Annotated in this window: 16 protein-coding genes; 7 read left to right on the forward strand and 9 right to left on the reverse strand. The window is 71.9% G+C overall.

Features of this window, described 5'->3' with window-relative positions:
• Positions 1 to 115 precede the first annotated feature (115 nt).
• On the reverse strand, positions 116 to 1492 hold the full coding sequence (locus tag BS75_RS19690; protein WP_081983317.1) for an MFS transporter: 1377 nt from the start codon (positions 1490 to 1492) through the stop codon (positions 116 to 118).
• 122 nt (positions 1493 to 1614) lie between these two features.
• Between BS75_RS19690 and BS75_RS19695 the strand changes: the two genes are divergently transcribed.
• The gene (locus tag BS75_RS19695; protein ID WP_034089188.1) at positions 1615 to 2178 is read left to right on the forward strand and encodes a MarR family winged helix-turn-helix transcriptional regulator; all 564 of its coding nucleotides are present in this window, start codon (positions 1615 to 1617) and stop codon (positions 2176 to 2178) included.
• A gap of 117 nt (positions 2179 to 2295) precedes the next feature.
• Here the strand turns inward: BS75_RS19695 and BS75_RS19700 are convergent, their stop codons facing one another.
• Entirely contained in the window at positions 2296 to 3255 is a 960-nt protein-coding gene (locus BS75_RS19700) for an ABC transporter substrate-binding protein (protein ID WP_231607836.1), read from the reverse strand.
• A 304-nt stretch (positions 3256 to 3559) separates the two neighbouring features.
• Between BS75_RS19700 and BS75_RS51535 the strand changes: the two genes are divergently transcribed.
• From BS75_RS51535 to BS75_RS19720, 4 genes are all read left to right on the forward strand, one after another.
• Positions 3560 to 6073 (forward strand): ATP-binding protein, encoded by a 2514-nt coding sequence (locus BS75_RS51535; RefSeq protein WP_081982454.1) that lies wholly within the window; start codon positions 3560 to 3562, stop codon positions 6071 to 6073.
• Positions 6070 to 6537: a roadblock/LC7 domain-containing protein gene (locus BS75_RS19710; RefSeq protein ID WP_034089190.1), complete on the forward strand. Its 468-nt coding sequence runs from the start codon at positions 6070 to 6072 to the stop codon at positions 6535 to 6537. The genes BS75_RS51535 and BS75_RS19710 overlap by 4 nt, the downstream gene beginning before the upstream one ends.
• A 269-nt stretch (positions 6538 to 6806) precedes the next feature.
• Entirely contained in the window at positions 6807 to 7277 is a 471-nt protein-coding gene (locus BS75_RS50400; RefSeq protein ID WP_034093384.1) for a DUF742 domain-containing protein, read from the forward strand.
• Between the two features lie 94 nt (positions 7278 to 7371).
• Positions 7372 to 7899: a GTP-binding protein gene (locus BS75_RS19720; protein WP_231608151.1), complete on the forward strand. Its 528-nt coding sequence runs from the start codon at positions 7372 to 7374 to the stop codon at positions 7897 to 7899.
• A gap of 42 nt (positions 7900 to 7941) precedes the next feature.
• Here BS75_RS19720 and BS75_RS19725 read toward each other — a convergent pair whose 3' ends face one another.
• Genes BS75_RS19725 through BS75_RS19735 form a run of 3 tightly spaced genes read right to left on the reverse strand, consistent with a single transcriptional unit; the run spans position 7942 to position 10381 of the window.
• Positions 7942 to 8613 carry an ABC transporter permease gene (locus BS75_RS19725; RefSeq protein ID WP_034089192.1) on the reverse strand — a complete coding sequence of 224 codons (672 nt, stop codon included), beginning with the start codon at positions 8611 to 8613 and terminating at the stop codon, positions 7942 to 7944.
• A complete protein-coding gene (locus BS75_RS19730; protein WP_034093385.1) occupies positions 8610 to 9248 on the reverse strand; it encodes an ABC transporter permease in 639 nt (212 codons plus the stop codon). The genes BS75_RS19725 and BS75_RS19730 overlap by 4 nt, the downstream gene beginning before the upstream one ends.
• Positions 9245 to 10381, reverse strand: coding sequence for an ABC transporter ATP-binding protein (locus BS75_RS19735; protein ID WP_034089193.1), 1137 nt, complete (start codon positions 10379 to 10381; stop codon positions 9245 to 9247). Before BS75_RS19735 ends, BS75_RS19730 begins: the two co-directional genes overlap by 4 nt.
• Positions 10382 to 10840: 459 nt before the next feature.
• Between BS75_RS19735 and BS75_RS19740 the strand changes: the two genes are divergently transcribed.
• The gene (locus BS75_RS19740; RefSeq protein WP_231607837.1) at positions 10841 to 12538 is read left to right on the forward strand and encodes an LCP family protein; all 1698 of its coding nucleotides are present in this window, start codon (positions 10841 to 10843) and stop codon (positions 12536 to 12538) included.
• 87 nt (positions 12539 to 12625) lie between these two features.
• Here the strand turns inward: BS75_RS19740 and BS75_RS19745 are convergent, their stop codons facing one another.
• Positions 12626 to 13291 carry a LysE family translocator gene (locus BS75_RS19745; protein ID WP_034089194.1) on the reverse strand — a complete coding sequence of 222 codons (666 nt, stop codon included), beginning with the start codon at positions 13289 to 13291 and terminating at the stop codon, positions 12626 to 12628.
• Positions 13292 to 13379: 88 nt separating this feature from the next.
• Between BS75_RS19745 and BS75_RS19750 the strand changes: the two genes are divergently transcribed.
• The gene (locus BS75_RS19750) at positions 13380 to 14045 is read left to right on the forward strand and encodes a class I SAM-dependent methyltransferase (protein WP_042440631.1); all 666 of its coding nucleotides are present in this window, start codon (positions 13380 to 13382) and stop codon (positions 14043 to 14045) included.
• Between the two features lie 23 nt (positions 14046 to 14068).
• Here BS75_RS19750 and BS75_RS19755 read toward each other — a convergent pair whose 3' ends face one another.
• Genes BS75_RS19755 through BS75_RS19765 form a run of 3 tightly spaced genes read right to left on the reverse strand, consistent with a single transcriptional unit; the run spans position 14069 to position 16037 of the window.
• The gene (locus BS75_RS19755; protein ID WP_034089195.1) at positions 14069 to 15025 is read right to left on the reverse strand and encodes a phosphotriesterase family protein; all 957 of its coding nucleotides are present in this window, start codon (positions 15023 to 15025) and stop codon (positions 14069 to 14071) included.
• The gene (locus tag BS75_RS19760; protein ID WP_034089196.1) at positions 15022 to 15462 is read right to left on the reverse strand and encodes a carboxymuconolactone decarboxylase family protein; all 441 of its coding nucleotides are present in this window, start codon (positions 15460 to 15462) and stop codon (positions 15022 to 15024) included. Before BS75_RS19760 ends, BS75_RS19755 begins: the two co-directional genes overlap by 4 nt.
• On the reverse strand, positions 15450 to 16037 hold the full coding sequence (locus BS75_RS19765) for a DUF4865 family protein (protein ID WP_034089197.1): 588 nt from the start codon (positions 16035 to 16037) through the stop codon (positions 15450 to 15452). Before BS75_RS19765 ends, BS75_RS19760 begins: the two co-directional genes overlap by 13 nt.
• Positions 16038 to 16052: the final 15 nt, after the last annotated feature.

Raw genomic sequence — 16052 nt, forward strand, 5'->3', positions numbered from 1 at the left:
TGACCGGGCGACCCTTGTTCACCGCTCCGATGCCGGGTGTTCACCGGCATCACAGCGGGCGGTCGCCCGGCACTCGCGTGCCCGACGACCGCCCGCCGGAGGGGGTCTGCCCGGTTCAGCCCGCGTGCTGGAGCTCCGGCACCAGCCGCGCGCCCTCGGTCGGCACCGCGCCGCCCGTGCCCTCCAGGATGTGCTCCGAGCGCACGGCGTTGTCCTGGAGCGGGGTCAGCCGACGGCGCAGCCGCAGCGCCAGCACCATGATCAGCACCGTGCAGCCGACCATCACCAGCAGGTAGGGACCGGACAGGCCGGCTCCGACCAGCAGCACCCCGGCCGCCGGGCCCATCGCCACCGCGAGTTGCTTCACCAGCGCGAAGGCCGCGTTGTAGCTGCCCAGCAGCCGGCTCGGGGCGAGGTCGGCGACGATCGGCCCGAGGGTGGGCGCGAGCAGTGCCTCGCCGACCCCGAAGAGCACGTAGACCGAGATCATCGCCACGGTCGCGAACATCGCGTCGCTGCGGATCAGCCCGGCGACCCCGGCGGCGGCCCAGGCCGCGAGCCAGACCGCGCCGGTGGCGGCGATCGCGGTGCTGCGGCGGCGGCGTGCGGTGATCCGCACGACGATCATCTGCAGCAGCACGATGGCCAGGGTGTTGGCGCCCAGCGCGAAGCCGAGCATGGCCGGGGAGATCCCGACGACGCTGGTCCCGTAGGCGGCGACGCCCGACTCGAACTGGCCGTAGCAGGTGAAGAAGATCAGCGCGGCGAGCACGCAGACACTGATCATCGCCTTGTCGCCGAGCAGCGTCCGCAGGTCGGAGCGCGGTGCGCGCCGCTCCGCGCCGTCGACGGCGGCCGTGGACACGGCCGGCAGCGCCGGGGCGGCCGGGATCCGCACGCCGCCGGTGACCGCCCCGAGCACCAGGAACATCAGCGCCTCGATGGTGAACAGCAGCGTCAGACTCGACGGGTGGTGGACGTCCACGATCTGCCCGCCGATCATCGCGCCGACCCCCATCCCCAGGTTGACCAGGGTGAACTGCATGGCGAAGGCGTGCGAGCGGGTGGCCGGGGTGGAGCAGCGGACGATCATCGTGGCCAGCGCGGGCTGCACCGTGGTGACCCCGGCGCCGAACAGGAAGGCCGAGGCCAGGATGTGCGGGGTGCCGGTGGCGTGACCGAAGGCGAAGGCGCCGAGGGCCGAGACGACCGCCCCGGCGATCAGCACCGGGCGGGGCCCGTAGCGGTCGATCCCGCGCCCGCTGAAGGGCAGGACGACCAGGGCGGCCAGGGCGAACACGGTGAACATCAGCCAGGCGGTCATCGAGCCGAGCCCGCGCACCTCGTCCACGTAGACGAACATGTAGGGGACGGTGAAACCGCTGCCGAACGCGCTGAGCGCGTTGCCGACCTGGACACGGCGCAGCGTGGCCGCCGCCGTCGCGTTGCGCCCGGTCGTCCCGTTCCGCCCTGCCTGCTTCTGCTGCCGCATCGTGCGGGTCATGCTGCACCGCCTTCCACTCTCTGTTGCTCCGCCGGTTCCCCAGCCTCTCACTTTCTCAGGAAAGACTACACTACTAAAGTCTTAACAGAGCAAGGCTATACACTGGACGCATGACCGAGTCAGCGCAGGAGCCTCCCGCAGCAGTGTCCGAACTGGACATCAGCGAGCAGGTAGCGGCCTATCAGCGCGAGTTCCCCCTGGTGGACCCGCAGGTCGAGACGATCGTGAGCACCATGTCCCGGCTCGCCCGGCGGATGTCCGTCGCCTACGGGCGGCAGCTGGCGGACCTGGGCATCGGCTCGGCCGACTGGGAGGTGCTGAAGGCGCTGATCGTGGCCGGCGACCCGTACCGGCTGGGCCCCGGCGAGCTGGCCAAGCGGCTGGGACTGACCCCGGCGGCGATGACCCACCGGATCGACCGGATGGCGGCCGCGGACCTGGTCACCCGTACCCGTGACGAGAACAACCGGGTGCGCGTGATCATCGAGCTGACCCGGCTCGGCCGGGAGAAGTGGCTGGAGTCGATGCGGATGGCGGCCGTGTTCGAGGAGGCCCTGCTGCAGGACGCCGGCCCCGAGGAGCGCGCGCTGCTCGCCGGGCACCTGGGCCGGATGCTGCGGCGGGTCGAGGAGCAGCAGCCCGACGCCCTCGGCCGCTGCGACGACCTGGACTGATCCGCCCGACCGGGCCGCCCGGGAATGCGGAGAGGCCGCCCGTCGCAGCACAGCGACGGGCGGCCTCGGCCGTTCGCGGGCCGGTGGCCCGCGGATCGGCGGATCAGGAGATCAGGATCAGGAGGTCAGACCGACCGACTTCAGCCAGGTGTCCGCGACCGTCATCGGGTCGGAGCTGCCGACCTGGGTGTCCAGCTTCAGCAGGATGGGCGTGGTCAGCTGGGCCGAGACGGCGTTCAGCGCGGCCGTGACGGTCGGCGTCAGCGCCGACTTCTGGCCGACCGGGATCACGTTCTGGAAGCCGAAGAGGTCCTTCGGGTCCTGCAGCGTGATCCAGCCCTGGGCACTGATCGTGGTGTCGGTGGTGAAGATGTCGCCGACCTGGATGTCGTTGCTCTTCAGGGCGCCCTCGGTGAGCGAGCCGCCGGCGTCCAGCGCCTTGAAGGACTTGAAGGTCAGCCCGTAGACCGACTTCAGCCCCTCCAGGCCCTCCTCGCGGGTCTGGAACTCCGGCGAGGCGCCGATGGTCAGCTGACCCATGTCGGGGACGAGGTCGGCGATGGTGGAGCTGCTGGTCAGGTGGTACTTGGCCGCGGTGGCCGCGTTGACCGTCAGCGAGTCCTTGTCCTCGGCGGCGGCCGGGTTGAGGATCTCCAGGCTCGAATCGAGCTTGGCGCTGAGCTGGGTGTCGGTGTCGGCGGCGCTGGTCGGCGTGGCCTTCGGGTCGAGGTAGGCGAGCAGGGCCCCGTTGTACTCGGGCATCAGCTGCACGGCGCCGCTCTTGAGCAGCCCGTAACTCACCTCGCGGCTGCCGATGTTGGGCTTGTAAGTGACCTTGATGCCCTTGGCCTTCAGCGCTTCGCCGTAGATGTCGGCGAGCAGGGTGCTCTCCGAGAAGTTGTTGGATCCGATCACGATCGAGCCGCCGCCCGCCGCCGCCGGCGTCGGCGCCAGCGGGTTGCTGGCCGCCGTGCTCTTCGACGAGGAGGAGCAGGCCGACAGCGAGACGGCGACGGCAGAGGCGATGAGGAGGGCGGCAATACGCGTGGATCGGCCGCTGATACCGGTTGTAGTCACTGTTCCATTCCGCATGTTCGGTGAAAGGGGCGGTGCAGAGGTCGTGCCTCGCGTACGGACCGGACATCTGTCTGCAACAGGCGGTCAACTCCCGTACCTCAGAGATACTGGGGGGTTACAGGAGGTTCCGGAAGACTCTTGATGACTTCGTATCACAATGTTCACAGGGCCTTCTCTGACATCTGGAACCCCGACCCGGTAGTCTCCGCACGGTCACACGTTCGCCGGGCAGACATCCGAACGACCCCTCTGTGACTGATACATCGTCAATCGCGCAGGTGCGGAGCCGATCGAGGAGCCTTGCATGTCCCCCCAGGACGCGCCCCCGGAGCCATCCGGCGTCCCCGCCTCCCCCGGCCTGCGAAGGCGAGTGGGACGCAGCTTCGACCGGGTCCCCTTCCGGCGGAAGCTGAACACCCTCGTCCTGGTCCCGGTCGTGGTGATCTCGCTGCTCTTCGGGGTGATCATCGTCCAGGAGATCGGACTTGCCGAGACCTCGGGCACCCAGGCCGAGCTGATGCACAGCAGCAGCCAGGTGGCGCTGCTCGGCGACGACGTGATGGCGGAGCAGCAGCAGGCCATCCTGCTCTGGACCAACTACGACGCCCAGTCCACCAACCCGACCGGCTTCGTCCCCGACAGCACCCCCTACGTGCTGGCCCAGCAGGCGACCGACGCCCAGGCCGTCAAGGTGGTCCAGGCCTTCGGCTCGACCATCCCCGCCGCCGAGGTGGCGGCCCTCCAGCAGGTCTCCGCGCTGCGCAACGTCCGCTCCCGGATCGCCGCCGGCGAGCTCCCCGCCGCCGTCATCGACTCGGCCTACAGCGACGCCTCCGGCGCCCTGGTCGACGCGCTCGGCCTGGCCAGCGACAAGGACGGCGACATCGCCCTCTCGCAGCGGCTGGACGCGCTGCTGCGGGCCGACAGCGCCCACGCCGCCTTCGAGACCAGCCTGCTGTCCGCGCAGACGGACGACGCCAGCGCGCTGCTGGAGTACAACACCGCGGTCGGCGCCTACAGCCAGTACGAGTACCAGGAGCAGCGCTTCGGCGAGCTGGCCGACAGCGCGCAGACCTCCGCCTTCGCCGCGATCGACTACAACTCCGCGCAGACCCAGCTGACCGCCGAGTTCTCCATGCTGCAGAGCGAGCCGCAGTCGCTGGCCAGCGACGACAACGAGAAGGCCGGCGTCAAGGCGGCACTCGCGGCGAGCGAGGTGACCGCGCACGAGGCCACCATCCGCCAGCACACCGTGTCCACGCTGGCGCAGCAGATCACCGCGAGCGCCGACTCGGACGCCGCCGACGCCGGCTGGCAGGCGATCCTGCTGCTGGTGCTGGCCGTGCTGATCTTCGCCACCTGGGTGACCCTGTCGGTGCTGATCCGGCACTCGGTCGTCCGCCCGGTGCAGCGGCTCACCGCCGCCGCCCGCAAGGTCGCCGAGGTCTCCGGGCAGGAGCTGGCCCGGGTCGCCGACGAGGACGGCGAGGACGAGACGCCGCCGCAGCTGGAGGCGGTGCCGGTGCTCGCCCAGGACGAACTCGGCGAACTGGCCGTGGCCTTCAACCAGGTCCAGATCACCGCGGCCGGCCTGCTGGAGCGGCAGATCACCAGCCGCCGCAACATCGCCGAGATGTTCGGCAACGTCGGCCGCCGGGTCAGCAACCTGACCAACCGTCAGCTCTCGCTGATCGACGCGGCCGAGCGCAGCGAGACCGATCCGGAGCTGCTGGAGCGGCTCTACCGGATCGACCACATCGCGGTCCGGATGCAGCGCAACGCCGACAGCCTGATGCTGCTGGCCGGCATCCGCGAGACCGAGCTCGACGGCCGTCCGGCCCCGGTCACCCACGCGGTGCGCGCGGCCCTCGGTCAGATCGAGGGCTTCCAGCGGGTCTCGCTGCTGTCGGAGGCGGACGCGGCGGTCTCCCCGGACGCCCTGGGCGACCTGGTGCTGATGCTCGCCGAACTGCTGGAGAACGCCGTCTCCTTCTCCCCCGCGCACAGCGACGTCGAGGTGACGGTCCGCAGCGCGCCGGGCGGCCAGGCCGCCATCGAGATCGTCGACCACGGCCTGGGCATGGGCTCCGACCGGCTGGCCGAGGAGAACGCCCGGCTGGTCCGGCGTGAGCGGCTCGACCTGGTGCCGACCAAGGTGCTCGGCCTGTTCGTGGTCGGCACCCTGGCCCGGCGCTGGGGCATCACGGTCACCCTGGCCCGGACCCCCGGCGGCGGCGTGACCAGCCTGGTGACCGTGCCCTCGGCACTGCTGTCGGACCTGACCGCGGTGCCGTCGCCGGAGCAGTCGCCCGCCCCGGTGCCGACCGCGCTGGTCCAGGCCGCGGTCCCGGCCCCGTCCCCGGCCCCAGCGCTGCCGACCAGGCCACAGCCACAGCCACAGCCACAGCCCGCTCCTGCGGCTGCCGTCGCGGTGGAACGGACCGGTCCCGCACCGGCGCCGGTCACCGCCCCCGCACCGGGCGGCGCGCTGCCGCGCCGCGAGATCCGGCGTCCGATCGACGAGCCGGTGCACAGCCAGGCCGCCGCCGAGACCGTCGAGATCGGCGACACCGCCCGGCCGGCGGCCGAACCCGGCGGCGGCGGACTGCGCCGACGGGTCCGCGGCGCCACCCTCGAAGGCCGTCCTGATGCCCTACAGCTGTCGGGCGTACCGTTCGTCTCGCCCCCCAGGGAAGTCGATGCCGAGGCCGTACGCGACTCCATGGAGGAGTTCGAGGCCGCCATCCGGCGCGCCGAGCTGGACAGCACCCGCAACGATCTAGGCACACCAGAACGTCCGGAAGGAACGGGCTCATGACCTCGCCCACTGAACACACCCCCACCGAGCCCGCCGACCTGCGCAGCGCCGCAGCCGACTTCACCTGGCTGCTCAACCGCTTCGCCACGGAGACCGCGGGGGTCGTCGACGCCATCGCCGTCTCCTCCGACGGGCTGCTGATCGCCGTCTCCCGGCTCCGCGACCCGGCGGACTCGGAGCGCCTGGCGGCGATCGTCTCGGGGATCACCAGCCTCGCGGCAGGCGCCTCCGGCAACTACGGCCTGGGCGGCCTCAACAAGGTCATCATCGATCTGGAGGGCGGCCACCTGCTGGTCTCCGCGATCGGCCACGGCTCGGTGCTCGGCGTGGTCGCCTCCAAGGAGGCGAAGCTGGGGAACATCGCCTATGAGATGACCCTCTTCGCCAACCGCGCGGGGGCGGCGCTCAGCCCGCAGCTGATCATCGAACTCAAGAACGGCGTCGGCGCACCGGCCACTCGCTGAGTCGGCGGTCCGGCGGATCAGGTCATCAGTTACGGGGGGCAAGAGATGAGAGGACGGGCATCGTGGCCAGCGCACCACCCGCCGAGGGCGCGCAGGGCTCCCCGCATCAGGGCCTTATCCGCCCACTGCGCCCCTATGTCATGGCGGACGACAGCACGCCCGCGCCCGCCGCGGCCGAACGGGTCGACCCCGCCGTCCGCGGGGCCGGAGCGCGTGACGACGTCCCGTTCGACCCCGGTCACCGGCCTGTGGCGGAGCCCGGGGCTGCCGTGCGTCCGGAACCGGACCGAACCGCGGCTGCTCCCGCCGCCGGCTTCGACGACGGCGAGGCCCAGCCCGCCGGGCGGAGCAGCCTCGCGCTGCGCCCGTTCCTGCTCACCGCCGGCCGGGTCGCCGGGGGCAGCGCCGGCAGCAGTGCCGTGCCCCCGCTCCCACTCGAGACCCAGCTCGTCACCACCGCCGAAGGGCTCGCCGCGCTCAGCGGCCTGACCTTCGAGCGCCAGGCCATCGTCGCCGCCTGCCGGGTGCCGCTCTCACTGGCCGAACTCGCGGCCCGGCTGCACCTCCACCTGAACGTGGTGCGGGTGATCGCCGGAGACCTGCACAGCGCACACCAGTTGGCCGTCTACATACCGCAGGCCAGCACTGCCCAGGATGTATCCGTACTGCGAAGGGTTATCGATGGTCTCCGCGCCGTCCCCGACTCCCGAGGGCTCCCGCGTGGCAACCGCCCCGCCTAGCGCCGCCGCTGCCACCAACCCAAACCATGCTTTGCCCCAAGGGAGTTCCGGTCGCCACGCCGCCCCGCAGCTCCGCCCGCCGCTGCCGGTCAAGATGGTGATCGCGGGCGGATTCGGCGTCGGCAAGACCACCACCGTGGCGTCCATCTCGGAGATCGAGCCGCTCACCACCGAGGCCAGCATCACCGAGGTCGCGGCCGGGGTCGACGACCTCACCCACACCCCGCACAAGACCACCACCACGGTGGCCATGGACTTCGGCTGCATCACGCTGGACCCGACGCTGAAGCTCTACCTCTTCGGCACCCCGGGCCAGGACCGCTTCGGCTTCATGTGGGACGACCTGGTCGAGGGCGCGCTCGGCGGCCTGGTCATCGTCGACACCCGCCGGCTGGACGACTGCTTCGCGGCGGTGGACTTCTTCGAGAACCGCAACCTGCCGTTCGCGATCGGGGTCAATGTCTTCGACGGCAGCCTCAGCCACGACCTGGACGAGGTGCGCTGGGCGCTGGACGTCAGCGAGTCGGTGCCGCTGGTGCTGTTCGACGCGCGCGAGCGGGGCTCGGTCCGGGACGCGCTGCTGGTCGTCCTGGAACTCGCCCTCGCCCGCGCGGAGCGCTGAGCACGGCCCCGCCCTGCTCCTCCCGCCCCGGCGGACCGGGGGTCAGCGGGCGCTGCGCCTGACCCCCGGGGACACGAACACCCGTGCCGCCAGCCAGAACAGGCCGAGCGTCAGCAGCGCGAGGCCGGCCACCAGCGTCGCCCCGCCGACCACCTTGGCGTAGTTCTCCTGGTAGAGCCCGTCGACGATGTAGCGGCCGAGGCCGCCGAAGGCCACATAGGCGGCGATGGTCGCGGTCGAGACGATCTGCACGGCCGCCGAGCGCATCCCGCTGAGGATCAGCGGGAGCGCCACCGGGAGCTCGACCTGGAACAGCACCCGGGCCGGGCCCATGCCCATGCCCCGGGCGGCGTCCACCAGCGAGCGGTCCACCGAACGCACCGCCTCGTAGCTGGTGACCAGGATCGGCGGGACGGCCAGTGCCACCAGCGGCACCATGACCGGGGTGAGGCCGAGCCCCATCAGCAGGGTGAGCAGCACCAGCAGGCCGAAGCTGGGCAGCGCCCGGGCGGCGGTGGCGACGAACGCGAGGGCGTTGCCGCCGCGTCCGGTGTGCCCGGTGACCAGGCCGATCGGCAGCCCGATCGCGGTGGCGACGGCCAGCGCCAGCAGCGTGTACTGGACGTGCTCCCAGAGCCGCTGCGGAATGCCGTTGGCCCCGCTCCAGTTGGCGCCGCTGCTGTAGAAGATGTCGAGGTAGTGGAACAGGTTCACCGCGCCGCCCAGGGGGTGAGAAGCCGGCGCAGGAGCACCAGCAGGCCGTCGATGAGGATCGCCAGGACGGCGGTGGTGATCACGGAGCTCCAGGCCAGGATCGGCCGGTGGTACAGGTTGGCGTCCTCCAGCAGGTTGCCCAGCGCGCCCTGGTCGCCGATCAGCGCCCCGACGCTGACCAGGCTGATGCTGGAGACCGTGGCGACCCGCAGCCCGGCGACGATCGCGGGCACCGCGATCGGCAGGTCCACCTGGAGGAACCGGCGCGCCGAGCCGAAGCCCATGGCGGTCGCGGCGGCGTGGGTCTCCTCGGGCACCGAGCGCACCCCGTCGATGATCGCCGGGATCAGCACGACCAGGGTGTAGACGGTGAGCGGGATCATCACCGTGGTGTCGCTCTGCCCGGTCCAGTCGATCAGGACCACGAAGAACGCCAGCGAGGGAATGGCGTAGAAGACGGTGGTGACGCCGAGCATCGGGGCGTAGAGCCAGCGGAACCGCACGCAGAGCCAACCCACCGGGACCGCGATCAGCAGGCCCACCAGTACCGGGATCAGCGCCAGTTGGAGATGCCAGGCGATCAGGCCCAGGTAGCTGTGCTGCAGGTCGCTGGGCATCGTGAAGAAGCCCATCAGACGGCCACGTCCTCGTCCGCGAACGGGTGGGCCGCGGTCCGCTCGGCGTGGGCGGCGCGGATGGCTGTGGCGATGGTCTCCTGTGCGACCACCCCGACCGCACGGCCGCTCTCGTCGACCGCGACGGCCCAGCCGGTGGGTGAGAGCACCGCCGAGTCGAGGGCGGCGCGCAGCGAGTCGCGGCCGGCCCGGAAGCTGTGCCCGAAGGGCACCAGCTCGGTGCGGCCCGCCGCCCGCTCCTTGCCGTGGGCCCAGCCCAGCGGGCGCCCCTCGACATCGGTGACCAACAGGTATGGGGTCTGCTTCAGGGTCCGGGCGGCGATCTGCCCGGCGTCGCTGTCCTCCGCGATGATCGGCGTGGCGGTGAGCTCCAGGCCGGCCGCGGTGAAGAAGGAGAGGCTGCGGATGCCCCGGTCCAGACCGAGGAAGTCCTCGATGAAGTCGTCGGCGGGCGCGGCCAGCAGCTTGGCCGGCGGGGCGTACTGGGCGAGCCGGCCGCCCTCGCGCAGCACCGCGACCATGTCGCCGATGGTGATCGCCTCGTCGATGTCGTGCGTGACGAAGACGATGGTCTTGCCCAACTCGGACTGGATCCGCAGCAGTTCCTCCTGGAGGCCCTTGCGCACGATCGGGTCGACGGCCGAGAAGGGCTCGTCCATCAGCATCACCGGCGGGTCGGCCGCGAGGGCGCGGGCGACGCCGACGCGCTGCTGCTGACCGCCGGAGAGCTGGTAGGGGTAGCGCTTGGCGAGGGCGGTGTCCAGGCCGACGCGCTCCATCAGCTCCATGGCGCGGATCCGGGCCTGCCGCCGGTCCCAGCCCAGGAGCCGGGGCACGGTGGCGATGTTCTCCACGATGGTCCGGTGCGGGAACAGGCCGGCGTGCTGGATGACGTAGCCCATCGAGCGCCGCAGGGCGTTCACCGGGCGGTCGCGGATGTCCGCGCCGTCGAGGGTGATCCGGCCCTCGGTGGGCTCGATCATCCGGTTGATCATCCGGAGCGTGGTCGTCTTGCCGCAGCCCGAGGGTCCGACCAGCACGGTTATCGAGCCGTCCGGGATTTCGAGCGTCAGCCGATCCACCGCTGTCGTGCCGTCGGGGTATCGCTTCGTCACAGCATCGATCAGTATCAAGGCCGTACATAACCCTTCGGGCATGTAAACGTGTGGGCCCTCACATTTTCCGAGACGGCGACTGCCCCCGTCAACGCTCACCTGTTCGATCCGGGCAGATAGGGCCCCAGCTGTGACCCAAGGCACTCCGGCAACGGCCGGCCGTTACACCCCGATGAGCTCTTCTGATCATTCTCTTTATGTATTACTCACAAACCCTTGCTACATTGCCCAGTCGTGGAACCAGCCACCACGGTCCGGATGTTGCGGCCCCGACGGTGCCACGCCCACTAGAGGAGTGACGGGGCTCCGACCGATGCCACCGCCGTGCCGACGTCTTCGGCACGGCGCACCGAGGATGTGACGCATGAGCGAGTTCCCCCCGGCCCGCGAGGGCCATGGTCTGCGCTCTGGCCAGGACCGTCTCCTCAGGGCAGCGGGCGGACCGCGCCGCACCGGCCTCTCCCTGGCGGTTCACGCGTGAGCGGCAACCGGTCCCGCCGCGGCGACACCACGACTCCGCCGGTCGACGACCCGGCCTTCGACCCGTCCGGCGACCGGCCTGCCGGCCAGGTCCTGACCGGCGGCGGGCGCTCGGCCGCGCGGAAGAGCCGACAGAACCGGCGGCGGCGCACGCTCAAGGTCATATCCATCAGCGCGGCGGCGGCACTCGTCCTCGTCGGCGGCTTCGCCTTCTACGAGTACCAGAAGCTGAACGGCAACATCACCGCCGACAGCCTCTACAACGGCACCAAGAAGTCGAACCTCGCCGAGAAGCCCGACGCCTTCGGCCGCACCCCGATAAACCTGCTGGTCATCGGCTCGGACACGCGGAGCAGCGCGGCCGACTGCAAGATCGGCGGCGACTGCGGCGACGGCGGGGCCGGCGCCAACGCGGACGTCGAGATGGTGGTCCACCTCTCCGCCGACCGCAGCAACGCCACGGTCATGAGCATCCCCCGCGACCTGATGACCAACCTGCCTGCCTGCACCGACTCGAAGACCGGCACCAGCTTCGCGGGCGGCTACGCCCAGATCAACAGCTCGCTCCAGTACGGGCCCGGCTGCACCGTGGCCGCCGTCCAGCAGCTCACCGGCATCCCGATCGACCACTTCGCCATGGTCGACTTCGGCGGCGTGGTGAACATGTCCGACGCCGTCGGCGGCGTCAACGTCTGTGTGAACAACAACGTCTACGACCCGTACTCGCACCTCAAGCTGGCCAAGGGCGAGCACACCCTCAAGGGCCTGGCGGCGCTGGAGTTCCTGCGCACCCGCCACGGCTTCGGCGACGGCAGCGACCTCGGACGCACCTACGCCCAGCACATCTTCCTCACCCAGATGATCAACAAGTTGAAGAGCGCCGGGACCCTCACCGACCCGACCGCCCTGCTGAGCATCGCCAACGCCGCCACCAAGGCGCTGACCGTGGACAACGGCCTGGACAGCATCCCCAAGCTGCTCGGCCTGGCCGACGACCTGAACAAGGTGAAGACCGACCGGATCACCTTCACCACCATGCAGAACGCGGCCGACGGCAACCGGGTGGTGATCGCCCCCGGTGCGCAGACCCTGTTCAACGCCATCGCCAACGACCAGTCGCTGACCACCGCGAGCGGCGGCTCCACCGGCGCCGGCACCGCGACCTCCTCCGCCTCGGCGGCGGCCCCGGCCGCCGCGAGCGTCCCGGCCTCGCAGATCGTCGTCCACGTGGAGAACGGCAGCACGCAGAACGGCGCCAGGGTCTCCGGCCGCGCCACCACCGTCCAGGGCGCGCTGGTCAACCAGGGCTACAGCAGCAACAGCACCATCGCGGACGCCCCCTCGTCGGCCGCCACCACCACCCTCAGCTACCCGACCGCCGACGCCGTCGCCGCCAAGGAGGTCGCGACCAGCCTCGGACTCCCGGCCAGCGCCCTCAAGGCGGGACACGGCTCGCAGATCACCCTGGTCATCGGTGCGGACTGGACCTCCGGCAGCACCTTCCCCGGGGGCAAGGCCTCACCGGCCGCCGTCGACACCAAGGTCGCCCTGAACGGCACCCACGACCAGACCGGCAACCAGACCAACAGCTGCGCCCCGGTCAGCACCCAGTACACCGTCGTCGTCAACGGCATCGGGATGAACCCGACCCAGGCCTACGCGGCCAGCAAGGGCGTCCCCGACTCGGCCCCCTGAGCCTCGGGGCCCTGAGGCTCGGGGCCCGCTGCCCCGGGGCCCTGAGGCTCAGGGCCCTGAGGCTCAGGGGCGCCCGCTGCCCGGAGCTCAGTCGCCGAGGGCCAGGCGGAGCCCGAAGCCGACGATGACCACGCCGGTCACCCGGTCCAGCACCCGGCGCGCGACCGGGCGCCGCAGCCAGCCGCGCAGCACCCCGGCGAAGGCCACCAGCACAGCCGACCAGAGCAGGCCCTCCAGCACATGGACGGAGGTCAGCAGCATGCCCATGGCGAAGTGCGGGGCGTCGGCGGGGATGAACTGCGGCAGCACCGCGACGTAGAAGACACCCATCTTGGGGTTCAACAGGTTGGTGGTCAGCCCGCGCCGCAGCCCGGACCGGAGCCCGCCGACCCGTCCGAGGCCCAGGCCCGCCTCCACGGCAGCCGCCGCGTCGCCCGGCTGCGCCGGGTCCTCGGCCCGGCGCCGCAGGCTTGCCCAGAGCATCCGCGAGCCCATCCAGAGCAGGTAACCCGCCCCGGCGACCCGCAGCACGTCGTAGGCGGTGTGCGAGGCGGTCAGCAGCGCGCTCACCCCGAGCGAGCTGAGGGCGCCCCACACCAGGGTGCCGGTCTGGATGCCCAGGACCACCCCCCAGGCCTCCCTTCGGCGGCCGAGCGCGGCCGTCCGCAGGATCAGCGCCGTGTCCAGACCGGGGGTGATCGTCAGCAGGCCGACCACCAGAGCGAATGACCAAAGCGCCGTCGGAGTCTCCATGTTCGTTCACCCTAGCGATGCCCGGAGCTGTCGCGGCAGCCGGAGGATGGCCGGACGACTGTCAGTGGCGGCTGCGAGGATGCATCACATGAGCGAGCACACCCCCACCCCCACCATCACCGAGTACTGGAACGACGCCGCCCCCACCTTCGACGCGGAGCCCGACCACGGCCTCCGCGACGCCGACACCCGCGCCGCCTGGGCGCGGCTGCTGGGCGGCTGGATACCGGCGGGGTCCAGGTCCGTGCTCGACGTCGGCTGCGGCACGGGCACGCTCTCCCTGCTGCTCGCCGCCGACGGGCACCGGGTGACCGGGGTCGACCTCGCGCCCCGGATGGTCGCCGAGGCCCGTGCCAAGCAGGCCGCGACCGGCCACACCGCCCGCTTCCTGGTCGGCGACGCCGCCGCCCCGCCGGTCGGCGAGGACGCCAGGTTCGACGTGGTGCTCGCCCGCCACCTGCTGTGGACCCTGCCCCAGCCCGAGGCGGCGCTCGGCCGCTGGTGCGGGCTGCTGCGGCCGGGCGGCGTACTGATCCTGATCGAGGGACGCTGGGCGGAGGCCGCCCCGGGCTCCACCCCCTATGCCGCCGACGCCGAACTCCTGCCCTGGCCGGGCGGGGTCGGCGCGGAACAACTCGCCGACACCGTCCGGCCGCTGGTCGCCTCGTTGCGGATCGAGCAGCTCGGCGGCGACCCGCAGCTCTGGGGCCGCCCGGTGACGGACGAGCGCTATGCGCTGATCGCCCAGGTCTGAACGGGCAGATCTGAACGGGCAGGTCAGGCCCTGCCGCGCCAGTCCACCGCGAAGGCGCGGGCCGGATTGGCGCGGAACAGCAGCTCCACCGTCTCCCGGCCCAACTCACGCTCCAGGCGCGGTCGCAGGCCGGCGAGCAGATAGGGGATGCCGGGGCCGCCGTCGGTGGCGGCCCGGGCCCCGGCGGTCGTGGTGTCCCCGCCGAGCAGCAGTCGCTCGCCGTGGCCCGCGTCGACCAGTGCCGTCAGCACGTCCAGCAGCCGCCAGTCCGTGGCCTGGTTGGCACGTGACGGTCCGTCGAAGCAGAGGTAGGCTCCGCGCTCGGCCGCCTCACGGTGCACCCGGGGCTCGGGGAACCGGTTGAGGTGGCCCAGCAACACCCGCCCGGCCGATACGCCGAGCTGCCCGCAGAGCAGGTCGAGCACGTCCAGGGCCGCCGAACCGTGTTCCAGGTGGACGCCGATCGGCGCTCCGGTGGCGTGGTGCGCCTCGGCCGCGGCCGCCATGACGGTCCGGGCATGGCGGTCCAGGGTGTGGAAGGAGCCGGCCACCTTCACCATCCCGGCACGGTGCGGCAGCCGTGCGTCGCCCTCCGCGCCCGACTCCCCCGCGAGCAGGCCCTCCGTCAACTCGCCGATGAACAGCCCCGCCAACCCTCCGGCGAGCACCCGCTCGACCGTGCCCGGCGGGTAGTGGGCCGCCTGGTGCAGCCCGGTCGCGGCGACGACATGCACCCCGGCCGCCCGCGAGACCTCCGGGAGCAGCGCCGAACCGCGCCCCAGGCCGTAGGGCGTCCACTGGACCACCGTGCCGCCGCCGAGCGCGGCGAAGGCGCGCAGCTCGTCGGCGGCCGCGCCGGGATCGTCCAGCTCCTGCCCCGGCGGGAACCGGGCGCTGCGGAAGAAGAGGTGGTCGTGGGCGTCGACCTGGCCGAGCGCGGCGGCGGGGACGTCCCCGAGCACGGTCCGGACCGCGGTCATGCCGCCCCCGCCGGCACCCCGGCCCCACCCCCGGCGTCCGCCTCGGCCTCGGCCTCCGCCAGCGCCGCCGCCGCGACCCGCAGTCCGGCCAGCGCCTTCGGCACCCCGAGGTACGGCGCGAGGTGCACCATCACCTCGACCACCTCGGCCGGGTCCATCCCCACCCGGAGGCTCGCCCGGACATGCTGGGCCAGCTGCGGTTCGACCCCGCCCATCGCGGTGAGCGCGGCCAGGTTGGCGACCTGCCGGTCCCGGAGGCTCAGCCCCTCGCGCTGGTAGGTGCCGCCGAAGAGCGTGGTGACGATCCAGTCCGGGAACCCCGGCGCCAGTCCGTCCAGCGCGGCCAGGGTGGAGAGTTGCGCCTGCTCGTCCTGGAGCTGGGCCATCAGTTCGTAGCCGGCGGCCCGGTCGAGCCGGGCGTCGGTCAGCGGTCGCATCGGACGGCCTTTCCGTGGGAGAGGTGGAGCACCTGGTAGCGGTCGCCGGGCTGGTCCGGCGGGACGGCTCCGGTCCAGAGGGTGAAGTGGGTGAGCTCCCAGCGCCGGGGGTCGAGAGCGACCACCGTGCGGTACACCCCGGGGGTCCGCGCCCGGCGGTCCATGGCCGCCAGGGCCTGCGGCACGGCCTCGGCCGGGTCGACGCCCCCGGGGAGCGCCTCGGCGTACCCGCTCGCGGCGGTCGGCCCGGCGGTGGGCTCCCCGGCCCCGGGGCCACCGGCGTCGCCGGCGACGGCCCAGTGCCGGACGGCCGGGCGGCCGAAGTCCGTGACGATGCCGCCGAAGCCCTCGCCGCCCCAGAGGAATCGGTTCATCCCCTCGGTCTCGCGCCACAGGTAGAAGGAGCCGTAGAGGTTGACCGGCGAGCCGTCGACGCCGCGCTCGCGCAGCAGGTAGGCCTTGGTCTCCAGGCCGGGGAAGCCGTCCGTGCGGTGGCTGCGGGTGAGCACCCGCTTCCGGATGACTTCCATGTCGTAGTCGGCGGGAAGGGCGATGGTGTACTGCATGGCGTGCATCCGGACATCTCCTTC

It is taken from the genome of Streptacidiphilus albus JL83, from assembly GCF_000744705.1.
GTDB lineage: Bacteria > Actinomycetota > Actinomycetes > Streptomycetales > Streptomycetaceae > Streptacidiphilus > Streptacidiphilus albus.